We start from the raw sequence: 12688 nt of genomic DNA, 5'->3' as shown, positions 1-12688 counted from the left end.
TTTATATTCCTCCCCATCCAAATATAATTTAAATATATTATACTATAAATTACTTAAAAAGATATAAATCATTAATTTCTTTTTGTATTTATGTATACTCAAGGTTTATTAATTATTTTTGAGAATTAAAATCTATGTTAATAGTGTTATAATTGTTTATGTATATTAATGATTATTCTAAGGAGGATTTATGTTAAAAGAAAACTTTATTCAACAGTTTGAGCAGGTAACACTTAATGCCTGGCCGGCATTGAATGAGTACTATATGGATGGATGGCTTCTTAGATTTTCCAATGGTTTTACAAAAAGAGCAAACTCAGTAAATATTCTATATGATAGCAACGATGACTTAGAGTATAAATTAAAAAAATGCGAAGGTATTTATGAAAAAATGAATCTAAGACCTATATTCAAATTGACAGACAGCACTCATTATATAAAAGAATTTCTTGAATCTCATGATTATACTCCTATTGGAAAGTCAGATGTACAGTTGCTTCATATAAGTCATGATGATATTTCTTTTGAAGAAAAAAGTGATTCTGAACTTGTTTATTTTGAAGAGTTTAATGAAGAATGGTTTGAAATCTTCTGCAATATGAAAAATTTAAATTTAGAGCAAAGATCTACTGCAAAGAAAATGTTTGAAAAAATGCTGAATGAATCATTATATATAATATTGAAAAGAAATGAAAATATCATTGGAATTGCAATGGCTGTATTTGAAAGCGAATTTGTTGGTGTTTTTGATTTAATTATAAATGAAGATTTTAGAAGATTGGGACATGGAGAATATATTATGAATTTCATTCTCAATTATTCTTCAGAAAGAGGTTATAGAAAGAGTTATCTGCAAGTTTTATCTGATAATGAATCGGCTTTTAAACTATATGAAAAACTTGGTTATAAAACTGTTTATAATTATTATTATATGGTAAAAAATGACTGAGATTGGATTTTATCCTATCTCAGTCGTCTTTTTATATTGATTTGAAAAATATTCCAAGTATTAAACTTATTATATAAGATATACTTATTAATCCAAGGTTTTTGACTGCATATATAAATGTATCTTTTTTAGTTTGTTTTTTCATAAAATATCCTATATGTTTGGTTACAGGTATTATGGTTGCAAGTCCTATGACTGTAGTCCAAGGCATCCATCCTAAAATCATTAATATTAAAAGATCTGCATAGGATATATAATAAAGATTTCTCCATAAATTTAAAGCATTTTTCTTTCCTAAGTAATACGGAAGTGTATATCTTTTATTAGCTATATCTTCTTCTAGATCTGATATGTTATTTGCAAGCATTATATTTGATATAGAAAAAAATAGTGGCATAGATATTAAAAAAATTTTTATTATTTCTATAATATTTAAGTTTAAAACTATATTCCAGTTTTCTATCCTCATACTTATATGACTCATATCATAGATGTTTATATACACAGATAAAAATAATATTATAAATCCCATAAAAAATCCAGAAAAAATCTCTCCTAAAGGCATTCTTGATATTGGAATAGGCCCAAAAGAGTATAATATTCCCGTTATAAAAGATATTACACCTATGAATAAAGTTATCCAACCCGTGAGATAGGTTAAGTATATTCCAGCACAAACAGCTATTATAATTAAAACAAGTATAGTTGTAATTACTTCACTTTTTTTTAGATTATATTTCACTATACCATTATGATGTTCAAATCCATATCCTTCTTTTTTTATTGCTTTTTTGTAATCCATATAATTATTTATTGCTGTAGTTGCCATATCAAAACATATCAAAGATATAAACATAATAATTATATTCAATGGTTTTACAATTCCATACATATAATAAGAATATAATATTCCTATTATAAAAGGAAAAACACTTGCAAGTTTTGTCTGTATTTCTACAACCTTAAAAAATGATTCTATAGTCATTTAAAAACACCTCATAAGATTTATTATATTAAAAAAGGTAATACCTTAATGGTATCACCAATTTTAATAGTTTCTTTTTAATAGTTTTGGAATTATTTCAAGAAGAATATTTTTCCCTTTCGAATCTGGAAGTCCTTGTATATCCTCTATAGCTTTTTTAGTATATCTTTCAGCCATTTCTTCTGTTTTGTCTATAGCACCACTTTTTTGAGTTAATTCAATTAAAAGCGAAATATCTTCTTTTTTTAAAGTATCTTTTAATAATATTTTTTTTATATCCGATGAATACTCTGAATTCAATGAAAGTATTATGGGTAAAGTATAATATCCTCTCAAAATATCCGATTGTACTTCTTTTCCAAGAGTTTTTTCATCACTCTTATAATCTAAAAGATCATCTGTAAGTTGAAAAGCCATTCCAATATGATGTCCAGCTTTTGCAATTTTTTTTATTTGTTTTGAATCTAAATCTGTTTCATTTGCCCCAGCTGAAAGACTTGCTGCAAATAAAGCAGCAGTTTTGCCACTAATTATTTTTAAATACTTTCTAACAGATATATCTAAATTGTATCTATATTGATTTTGTATCATTTCACCCTTACAAATCATTGAAATCCCTTTAGCAAGTTCTTTTAGTAAAGTGTGAGATATATCAAATTCTGAAAGCATTAAAAAGCATTGACTGAAAAGATAGTCTCCCATATATACTGCATATTCTTTAGAATATTTAGAGTGTATGGATTCCTTACCACGTCTAAGATATGATTCATCTATTATGTCATCATGTACCAATGTTGCTGAATGTAACATTTCTATAGCCGCTGCAAGTTGACGTATATTTTCTGCATTTTCAACATTTTTAGTTCCAAACAAGCTTCCAATTATTAAAAAAGCTGGTCTCAACATTTTTCCACCTGTTGAATACAGATAATCAAAAGAATTGTTTAGATATTGTTCACTACTTTTACTGACTTTTAGCATAGTTTCTTTAACATATTCTAATTCCCTTTCAATATCAGGGTAATCCTTCCAAAATTTACTCATCTCATCACCAATTTCTATATCTTTTGAATTAAAAACAAGCGTGTTCACTTTCTTGTGCTTTTAATAATGAACACGCTTTTATTATTTTATCTAAATCAGGTATACAAATACCATTTTTTAGCCCATTTAACTTTTTTCCATTTTTTCTTTAACCAAGGTAACACATAATAATCAAGGCCAAAAGTACTTCCTGATCCACCAACAAGCGCTATAGCACCGAATATATACCATAACATTTCAAATGGAGCCATTCCAGATGACCATATCATAATTCCCATTGCAACTGTCGCAAGTGAAGAAATTGCTGTAAATAATCCTGCAATAAGTAATATACCAAAGACTATTTCTGCAAAAACCATAGCGGTCTGGAAAAATGTTGCCATAAATGTAAAACTTCCATCTGAGGAATAAAATATCAAATTCATAGACCAATCAACTATACCTTGAATCCATTCTGGAACTGGTAATGCCGCTCCCCATGCTGATGTTGCTGCTTCTGCTCCACCTGAAGTAGCCGCTTCTGCTACTTGTGAAGCTGCTGTAGCCGTATCTGCCCATGAAGCACCTGAAGTAGCCGCAACTTTTGCAGGTATGAGGAATATATCGCTTGGATTTTCAAGAACTCTTGGTAATTTTGCTATCCCTTCTTCAAGCCATTTATATCCAACAAATAACCTTAATGGGAATAACCAAAAATTAGGCGATCTTTTAGCAAAATATCCTCCAAGAAAGCTACGTCTATCTGGAACTGAGAAAAATTCATGTATAACATAATTCCATACTTTATGAAATCCTGCTACTTGTAAGAAATAAATTACATTTATAAAATGTTTTATAAACATTGCAATCCAGCCAGTGAATTTCATAGGTTTTTGAGCACTTCCAACCTGTGCAACCGCATATTGTCCACCGATTGAAACCATCATACCATGAAATTTCGGTTTATATTTAAGTAATTCTCCACCGTTTATTGTGGCAACTATATTTTTTGCAACAAGAGCTGAAGAGTGTTCTGCATTTTCAACCATTTGAGGTACTGGTCTTTCTTCTCCTTCTGGTATAAAAAAGATATTATCTCCAACAACAAATACATTTTCTTTTCCTTTTGCTCTCAAATTTTCATCTGTTTGAACACGATTCCTTCCTATCTTTTCTATATCCAGTTTTGAAGCTATATCACTGCCTTCAATACCTGCTGCCCATATAACTGTTTCAGATTCTATAAATCTTTCATTATTTATTATTACACCATCTTTTTTAACTTCAGTTATATTAGAATTTAAAAGTATTTCAACACCTAATTTATTCAAGCGATTTTCTGTTTTTTTGATGAGTTTATCATCGAGCATAGGTAAAAGTTTAGGAAGTAAATCCATTATATAAAGTTTAACTTCACTTCTGTCTATATCAAAATCTTGACATAGTCTTTTAACCCATTCTCCAAGTTCGCCAGCCATTTCAACTCCTGTAAATCCACAACCAATAGTTACAAAAGTTAATAGTTTTTGTCTTTTCTTTGCATCTCTTTCTGAAACTGCTTTCGTAAAATTATCCATTATATGTTGCTTTATTCTTAAAGCATCTTCAAATGACCATAATGTGAATGCATTTTCTTGAGCACCTTTACATCCAAAGAAAGCTGGTTTAGATCCTGAACCAAGAACTAAATAATCATAATCATAAGTGTTCACATCACCTACAAGTTTTTTACCTTCAAAATCAATTTCTTGAATATAATCTAAAACAATATTAACTTTTCTTCCAGCGAAAATCTTCTCAAGACTTATCCTTACCGCATCTTCTGGTACACGATTTGCCGCAACTTCATGAAGTTCTGTAAGCATTGTATGATACGGATTTTTATCTATGAGAGTTATTGTAACATCGTCTCTTTTTTTAAATTTTTTTGCCAGTTTTTTGGCTGTTAAAACTCCGCCATACCCTGCACCAAGTAAAACAATTTTCTTTACATCACTCATAATATCACCTTTCATATAAAAATATTTCTTACCCTAGCCAAATGGCTTTTGATGGAAAAATTCCTCAAAAATAAAAATAGTTAAAAATATGTATTTTTTCTTTAAATTTAGATAAATATTATCTGAATTTAAAAACAAAAAATAATCACCTTGTGAAAAAAGATACTTTAAAAGTATAGAGAATTTATTAGGTGTGCAAACCTTACATATTTTATTATATCAGAAAAATCACTAATTAATCAAACGTATAGTTGAATTTTTCAAATCATTTATTTTAATACTTTAAACTTTATTTCAATCTGAAAAAAATAGTATTTTTATATAAAAATTCTAAAACCTGCATTTATAAATGTTTTGTGATTAATATATTAATTTATCGTATATATCAATTAAATATATATATCATTAGATATAAATCTTAGTTATTATGCACTCTTAATAAGTATTTTAAAGAGATTCATTCTTAAAAAATATTTTCTAACATAAAAAAATTTATTTACCAAAAATTTACTTATCCATATTTTTAAATTTTAATATTATTCAAAATATCCTCCTATTTTAAATAGGAGGATATGAAATTATTTTGTTTTTATCTCAACAAAGACTTTATTTGGGAGGCAGACAATCATCTCACCATTTTTACTTTTAGCTCCCATATGTACACATAATTGGTTATCACAATCAGATTCATACATTTCTATGGTTTTATTATGTATTATAAGAATATTCGTACCATAAATTGTATCTATTAAGATTTTTTGTTCTTCATCAGTGAGCTCATAAGTACCAAATAATTCATCTGCAACATATATTTCAGCAATAAGTTTGCCTTCTTTTTGAGAATTTAATTTTTGATATGCTATAAATACTATTGCCGTTAAAACTATTAATATTATTATAGTAATATCACTTTTTTTCATTAATTAATTATTTTACTTCTTTCGCAGCGTTTAATCCTGCAATTCTACCAAATATAGTTATATCTGCCATGGCATTTCCACCAAGTCTATTAGCACCATGAACTCCACCAGTTACTTCTCCAGCAGCATAAAGACCTTTTATAACATTTCCATCTTTATTTATAACTTGTGCATTTGTATTTATTTTTATTCCACCCATTGTATGGTGAACTGCTGGCCATACACCTAAAGCATAATAAGGTGCTTTATTTAATTCTGTTGTCATAGATGTTCTACCAAAATCAACATCATTTTTATTTGAAACAAATCCATTATATTTTGCAACTGTTTTTACAAGATTTTCTTCATTAACATTTATTTTTTTTGCCAAATCTTCTAATGTTTCACTTTCTATTAATAATCCTGCTTTTGAATATTTTTCAATAGCTTTTAAACTATCTCTTACATTTTGGTCGAAAACAAGATAAACTCTTTCTTCTGGTTGTTTTAATTCAGCAGCTGATACTACATCTCTTGTCTGTAGTTCATTTATGAATCTTTCACCATTTATATTAACTAATATTGCTCCATTACCTCTTACTGCTTCTGTTATGAGTTCTCCATTAACACTTGATGCTGTAGGATGGATTTGAATTTGTTCTAAATCAACAAAATCTGCATTTACAGATTCGCCTAAACCAATTGCATCTCCTGTTGCCCCTGGTTGATTAGTTGTACCAAATCCTTTTAATTCAGGTTTATATTTAACAACTAAATCTTGATTTGCACCAAAACCACCTGTTGTTAATATAACAACTTTAGCATTTATACTATATTCATGACCTTTTGAATCTCTAACTTTTATACCAGTGATTCTATCATCATTTTTTAATAATTCTACCGCTTTATTATCTACTCTTATATCTACTCCAACTTCTCTCGCTTTTTTTTCTAATGCTTTTGCAACATTTGATCCTACTGCAGCTCCACCTGTAGGTCTATGTGCTCTATCAACACTTGCACCACCGAGTCTTCCCACATCTGTCAAATCAGCACCCATTTCTATTAACCAATCTACAGTTTCTGCCGATTTTTCTGCCAATACTTTTACTAATTCTTCATTATTAAGGTATTTTCCACCTTTCATAGTATCTTCAACAAAAAGTTCTACACTATCTTCTATACCTTTTTCTTTTTGAATTTTTGTTTCTGCAGCATTTAATCCACCTGTTGCATAATTTGTGTTTCCACCTACAACAGCTGTTTTTTCTACTAATATAACATTGACACCAGAATTTTTTGCAGCTATAGAAGCTGATAATCCAGCTCCACCTGCACCAACTACTACAATATCTGTTGTTACATCTTCAAACTTAGCATCATCTGCAACTACTTTAGGTGTTAATTTTATGCCTGATTTATCTACAGCATTTTTTACTGCTGTTATTATTCCTTCTGAAGTCCATGTTGCACCTGATAATACATCTATATCTGGGTTGTTTTGAGCAACTATAGAATTAATAACTTTTGTAAATACATCTTTTGTAAATTCAGATTCATGATTTTCAACTACATCGATCTTTTTTATTTCGTTATTTTCAATAGTAACTTCAACCTTTATAGTACCATTTTTACCTTTTCCTTCACCTGTAAATACATTTGAATCTTTTGAGTCTTTACATGAAACTAATGAAATCATTAAAAAAGTTAATAATAAAAATACAACTACCTGCTTAAAAATCTTCATACTTGCCTCCTACAAAAATCACATAAGTGAAAATTTTAACTATAAAACTATAAATACATAATTAATTATTAATTGATTAACATTTTTACTTATCAACCGTTTAATTATATTGAAACTAATTATATAATACCTTTAAAAAGTCAAATTTAGAATTTCTAATGGTAAATATTTTTTTAATATTCTTTACAATAAATTTTTTAATTATAATTTTGTTAAATCTCTATAATTCAGATTTTATTATTTCTTTAGTTTAATTTTATCGAATTAATATGTAAAATGTTAAAATAATTATTTACAATCAAAACTATATAAAGTACAAATTTTTAAAGAATTTCTGTTAATCTATATATAAATAAAAAAAATTTTGGTTGGTGATCTAATTGAAATTAGTGAGGTTTATTCAAAGAGAAATTATATTTAAAATATTTACTTTTGTGAGTATATCTTTTTTTGTTATTTTTTCTATAAATATATATGAAAATACTCAGCAAGAACAAGAAAAAATATCTATAATAACTAAAATATTTAATGAAACACTTCACACTTTTGAAGATAATTTGGCGATGATAAATGAAGATTTCAACAATATTTTAAATGATTATTTTAATATGTTAAGAACTGAAGATGAATTAAAAATGCCCCCAAAAACTTTTAAAAACTATATCTATTCTATAAATTATTATAAGACAACTAAAAAGGGGTATATAATAGATTCTAATATTGAGGACTTAAAAGGTAATTATTATAAGAATAATTTTATATTTAATTCTGGAAATTTATTTTTCGATGAATCTCTTATAAGTGATTTTGTGCTTGATTTCAAAAATAATAATTTAAAAAAATTTTTCATAACAAAAAATGAAAATTATTTTATAATATTAGAATTAATAATATCAGAAAATTTCATAAATAATATTTTTCAAAGAATTTCAACCTCTTTAATTTCAGATTCTGCAGATATTAAGTTCAGTAATTTATATATAATTGATTCTGATAAAAATATAAAGATGATTCAATCTGATAATAATTTAAACAATGAGCCTACAGATTTTATAAGCACAATAATAGATGATATTTTTCATACAAAAGATGATCATATCACATATAATAATTTTTATAATAGAAAATTATATTATATATATAAGTTAAAAGATACTGGTTTTAAACCAATTAGATATGTATTAGAAATTTCTGTAGATAATATATATACTTTAAAAAACATTTTATTTTCAATAGTATTTTTTATAGTTTTTATGATAGTATTTTTCGGCTTTATAAAAGCTATAAATAAAAAATCCAAAATACTTTTAGTTTCTCCTCTAGAAAAGATAATATCAAATTATAATCAATTCGATATTAATAATCCTGAAAAATCCGCTTTATTATCTATAAAAGATATGTATAAAATTGAAGAAATAAATATATTGAAGAATAAAACTTTGAATTTTCAGATTTCATTAAAAAATTATTTTAAAGATCTTAAAGAAAGTTATGATGAGCTTGAAAACGCCTATGGAACAATAGAGGAAAAAAATCAAGAATTGAGAAAAGCTTATCTCAATTTTGCTCATAAACTCTCCATAATTGCAGAAGGTCATGATGAAAATACTGGCCAACATGTTTATAGAGTTGGAGAAATTTCAGCTTTAATTGCCGATAAACTCGGTATGGATAAGGGTTTTGTTGAAGATATTAAAAAATTTGCTCCTTTACATGATATAGGTAAAATATTTGTTCCAACTGAAATAATAAATAAAAAGGGTAGTCTTACAGAAAATGAGTGGAAAATTATGAAAAATCATACAATTAGTGCAAAAGAACTACTCGATGAAGAATTTTTTCATATGGCTCAAAATATAGCTTTATATCATCATGAAAAATGGGATGGTTCTGGTTATCCATATGGTATTAAAGGAGATAATATTCCTTTAGAGGCTCAAATAGTTCAACTCGCTGATATTTTTGATGCTTTGAGATCTCCTCGTTCTTATAAAAAAGGATTTTCGCTTCAAGAAACTTATAAAATTATAGTTAAAGGTGATGATAGAGTTAAGCCTGAGCATTTCAATCCTATCATTTTAGAAGTTTTTAAAGAAAATTATGAAGAAATTGATTATATTTTTAAAAAATTATCTTAAATTTATATATTTTTTTATTTCTTAACATAAAATGCTTGATTTTTATAATTTTTAATTATATAATAATAATAAAAGATTTATATTATGTAAAATATAAGTTCATACATTTATTTAAAAATACTAAAAACATTTCATTTTTATATTAAGATTTTAACTTTTTTATTTTATTGTATATCTTTAAATATAAAAATGTATGATTCCTGCATTTTAACTTTTATAAAAAAAGGAGGAATCAAAATGTTGGTAAATGAAAGTACTCAGTTAAAACTTAAAAAGAGTGTTAAGTATGACACTGGAAAAGAACCTTCCATAGCTATTTTTGAAAACTCTGTTGTTGAAGTACATAATTCATCGAATATGGAAGATTTATGGTATCATGTAGGAACTGTTAATGTTAATAATAAAACTATTGATTGGGGTGAAAGTCATAAATATGATACTGGTAAATTGCCAAAAGTATCAATGAACTCTAATTTCATAGTTGAAGTTCATCAGTCTCAAAGTAGTGGGAATTTATGGTATCATATTGGAACTTTAAATAAATCTTCTAAAACAGTTGATTGGAGTAAGAGTTATAATTATGATACTGGTTCAGAACCTGATATCTCTATTAATGAATTGAATTCTGTTGTGGAATTTCATAAATCAAATAATCATGATATTCTTTGGTATCATATTGGTAGTTTAGATGATTATTCAAAAGAAATCGATTTTGGTCCTTCATATAAGTTTGAAAATGGTGTAGATCCTTCTATATGTTGTAATAATGATTATATTGTGCAAACTCATAAATCAGAAAATAATACAGGACTTTTTTATTCATGTACATTTTTTGCACTTTTGTCTTCTACTGTATTAGATTGTATTTTTGATGAAGTTACTTATCCTGAATCTGGTGCAAATAAAGATTTAGTTGGTACACAAACTATTAAAAACCCTAGTAACACTCAAATAACTCATCATATAGAAAAAAAGATTTCTCTTTCTAATACTTTTGAATTTACATTGACAGAAACTCTTCATACTGGTATGACAAGTACTTTTAAAGCAAGTATTCCACTTCTTGGATCTACAGAATCATCATTATCTATTGATTTAACATTAGAAAGTCAACAGAAATGGTCTAAAACAGTAACTGAAGAATATTTGTTCAGTCAAGATATAACTGTGAATCCTGAAACATCCATACAAGCATTTTGGTATATCGATATAATCGATGATTTTAGAATACCTTTTTATCTTTTAACAAAAGTAACTGGTTATCAAGGAACAAAACAATTGAGCACAGAAGAATTGATTGATATACTTAAGAATAGCGGTTCTACTGCTGAAATAGATTCAGGTCATAAGGAAAAAAATGCTGTTTTTGTTAGATTAAAAGGTGATTTTGTTGGTTCTTATGGTTTAAATACATATACTGAAATAAAAGATATTTAAATTTAAAGGAGTGAGCTTATACAGCTTCACTCCTTTTTAATAATGATTTTCAAGCATTTTTCCTGCTTTTTTTAGGAATTGTTCTATAATTTTTATTTGTTCATCATCGAGCTCATTTAAGTAATCATAAACTTCTTTATCATTTTCAAGATGATATTTTTGATGGTTTACATATGCAAGATTTCCTTTTTTCGTAAGGAAAAGACGTAATTTTTTTTTATTTTCTTCATCTTCCTCCTTGATTATAAATCCATCTTTCTCAAGTTTTAAAAGTGTTTTTGATACTACAGCTCTTGTAACTTTGAGATATCTCGCAACTTGTGAAATATACATTCCTGGATTTTCACCTATAACTTTTATTAGATGTATTTCTCCTCTGTAAAATTTCATATCATCGCCGAAGTCTAAGATTTTTTTCTTACCATTAGCGGCATTTTCTACTAATTTCATGAATAAACTCATAGTTTCAAATATTTTTTTTCTCATATTTTTATTATATAATAAAATAAAGTTTTTTCAATATTTAATCTTTGTGTATCAGATAAGAGTTTAAGAATCCCTCTTTTTCATCGAGTTTTTCTATTTTATTAAATCCAGCTTCAAAAAAGCTATCTATAATTTTTCTTTCACAAGTTAATATATCAAGACCATTTATTTGACCGGATAACCAACCAATTATTGCTGGTTCTGGTTTTGTATAGTTTTCATTCACACCATGAGTTACAAGATAAACATATGATTTTTTATTCATAGAATTATATATTTTGTCTGATAAGTTTTGAATATTTTCACCTGCAAAGTCCATTATTCCCGAAGCTATTATAAAATCATAGTTTTTTCCTATTTCATCTGAATTGAAATCACCCTCGAGAATATGAGTCCTTTTTTCTAAATCTGAATCATTTTCATTTTTTATTATTTCTTTTGCAATTGGAGTTACATTATCTCTTTCAAATATAAACGTTTGAGAATTTTTATATTTTTTTGCGATCTCTATTGCAAATGTTCCCGATCCTCCACCGAGATCTAAAACTTTGAATTTTTGATCTTTATTAAAAATTTTTCCTATTAAATTTAAAATATTTTGAACTTTTCCAAAAAACATTTCTTTTCTTGTAACTTTAGCTAATTCATAAAAATCATACATATCACAACCATCATTTATTTTTTTGTATTGTTTTTTTAAAAGTTTTTTATCTAATGATTCTAATGATGACATTTGTTCTCTAAATAATATATAGTCTCCCATATAATCTTTTTTTGATTTATTTAAATATTTATCCGATTTATATGTGTTTTTATATTTATTATTTTTTTTAATTATAAATTCACTCGAGGAAAGTGCATTTAAAAAGAATTTTGTGTTTCTTCTATCTAAAGATAATTTATCTGCTATATAATCTGAATCTATTTCATCTTCTAAATGAGAAAAAATGTCTAATTTTAAAGCTGTTATGAAAATCTTGCTTCTATTATAATCTAAAATTAATTTCATATATTCTTTCATATC

General features: G+C 26.4%; 10 protein-coding genes. 3 read left to right on the top strand and 7 right to left on the bottom strand.

What is annotated here, in order from left to right; translation table 11 throughout:
• The first annotated feature begins 190 nt into the window (after nucleotides 1-190).
• Complete coding sequence (locus PWP28_RS07445; protein WP_109604810.1) at nucleotides 191-949, top strand: N-acetyltransferase; 759 nt, start codon at nucleotides 191-193, stop codon at nucleotides 947-949.
• 31 nt (nucleotides 950-980) lie between these two features.
• Here the strand turns inward: PWP28_RS07445 and menA are convergent, their stop codons facing one another.
• The 5 genes from menA to PWP28_RS07420 form a co-directional block, all read right to left on the bottom strand.
• A complete protein-coding gene (gene menA / locus PWP28_RS07440) occupies nucleotides 981-1934 on the bottom strand; it encodes a 1,4-dihydroxy-2-naphthoate polyprenyltransferase (protein WP_308644497.1) in 954 nt (317 codons plus the stop codon).
• 63 nt (nucleotides 1935-1997) lie between these two features.
• Nucleotides 1998-3026 carry a polyprenyl synthetase family protein gene (locus PWP28_RS07435; RefSeq protein ID WP_308644496.1) on the bottom strand — a complete coding sequence of 343 codons (1029 nt, stop codon included), beginning with the start codon at nucleotides 3024-3026 and terminating at the stop codon, nucleotides 1998-2000.
• Between the two features lie 47 nt (nucleotides 3027-3073).
• Complete coding sequence (locus PWP28_RS07430; RefSeq protein ID WP_109604813.1) at nucleotides 3074-4957, bottom strand: NAD(P)/FAD-dependent oxidoreductase; 1884 nt, start codon at nucleotides 4955-4957, stop codon at nucleotides 3074-3076.
• A 578-nt stretch (nucleotides 4958-5535) separates the two neighbouring features.
• Complete coding sequence (locus tag PWP28_RS07425) at nucleotides 5536-5877, bottom strand: NusG domain II-containing protein (protein WP_109604814.1); 342 nt, start codon at nucleotides 5875-5877, stop codon at nucleotides 5536-5538.
• A gap of 7 nt (nucleotides 5878-5884) precedes the next feature.
• Entirely contained in the window at nucleotides 5885-7603 is a 1719-nt protein-coding gene (locus PWP28_RS07420) for a flavocytochrome c (protein WP_308644495.1), read from the bottom strand.
• A gap of 389 nt (nucleotides 7604-7992) precedes the next feature.
• On the opposite strand from PWP28_RS07420, the gene PWP28_RS07415 reads away from it, so the two are divergent.
• Nucleotides 7993-9741 (top strand): HD-GYP domain-containing protein, encoded by a 1749-nt coding sequence (locus PWP28_RS07415; RefSeq protein ID WP_305081602.1) that lies wholly within the window; start codon nucleotides 7993-7995, stop codon nucleotides 9739-9741.
• Nucleotides 9742-9978: 237 nt separating this feature from the next.
• On the top strand, nucleotides 9979-11178 hold the full coding sequence (locus PWP28_RS07410; RefSeq protein WP_308644494.1) for a hypothetical protein: 1200 nt from the start codon (nucleotides 9979-9981) through the stop codon (nucleotides 11176-11178).
• 36 nt (nucleotides 11179-11214) lie between these two features.
• Here PWP28_RS07410 and PWP28_RS07405 read toward each other — a convergent pair whose 3' ends face one another.
• Nucleotides 11215-11628: a MarR family winged helix-turn-helix transcriptional regulator gene (locus tag PWP28_RS07405; RefSeq protein ID WP_264150740.1), complete on the bottom strand. Its 414-nt coding sequence runs from the start codon at nucleotides 11626-11628 to the stop codon at nucleotides 11215-11217.
• Nucleotides 11629-11701: 73 nt separating this feature from the next.
• Nucleotides 11702-12685: a class I SAM-dependent methyltransferase gene (locus PWP28_RS07400; RefSeq protein WP_308644493.1), complete on the bottom strand. Its 984-nt coding sequence runs from the start codon at nucleotides 12683-12685 to the stop codon at nucleotides 11702-11704.
• Nucleotides 12686-12688 lie beyond the last annotated feature (3 nt).

Source organism: Oceanotoga sp. (assembly GCF_030445905.1).
Taxonomy (GTDB): domain Bacteria; phylum Thermotogota; class Thermotogae; order Petrotogales; family Petrotogaceae; genus Oceanotoga; species Oceanotoga teriensis.
Note: the sequence above shows the minus strand (reverse complement) of the source record. Positions and strands in the feature narration are given on the sequence as shown.

What these genes read in the sequence shown, in the direction of transcription:
- PWP28_RS07445 (WP_109604810.1), top strand. Translation starts at nt 191, where the DNA reads ATGTTAAAAGAAAACTTTATTCAACAGTTTGAGCAGGTAACACTTAAT.
- menA (WP_308644497.1), bottom strand. Translation starts at nt 1,934, where the DNA reads ATGACTATAGAATCATTTTTTAAGGTTGTAGAAATACAGACAAAACTT.
- PWP28_RS07430 (WP_109604813.1), bottom strand. Translation starts at nt 4,957, where the DNA reads ATGAGTGATGTAAAGAAAATTGTTTTACTTGGTGCAGGGTATGGCGGA.
- PWP28_RS07425 (WP_109604814.1), bottom strand. Translation starts at nt 5,877, where the DNA reads ATGAAAAAAAGTGATATTACTATAATAATATTAATAGTTTTAACGGCA.
- PWP28_RS07420 (WP_308644495.1), bottom strand. Translation starts at nt 7,603, where the DNA reads ATGAAGATTTTTAAGCAGGTAGTTGTATTTTTATTATTAACTTTTTTA.
- PWP28_RS07410 (WP_308644494.1), top strand. Translation starts at nt 9,979, where the DNA reads ATGTTGGTAAATGAAAGTACTCAGTTAAAACTTAAAAAGAGTGTTAAG.
- PWP28_RS07405 (WP_264150740.1), bottom strand. Translation starts at nt 11,628, where the DNA reads ATGAAATTAGTAGAAAATGCCGCTAATGGTAAGAAAAAAATCTTAGAC.
- PWP28_RS07400 (WP_308644493.1), bottom strand. Translation starts at nt 12,685, where the DNA reads ATGAAAGAATATATGAAATTAATTTTAGATTATAATAGAAGCAAGATT.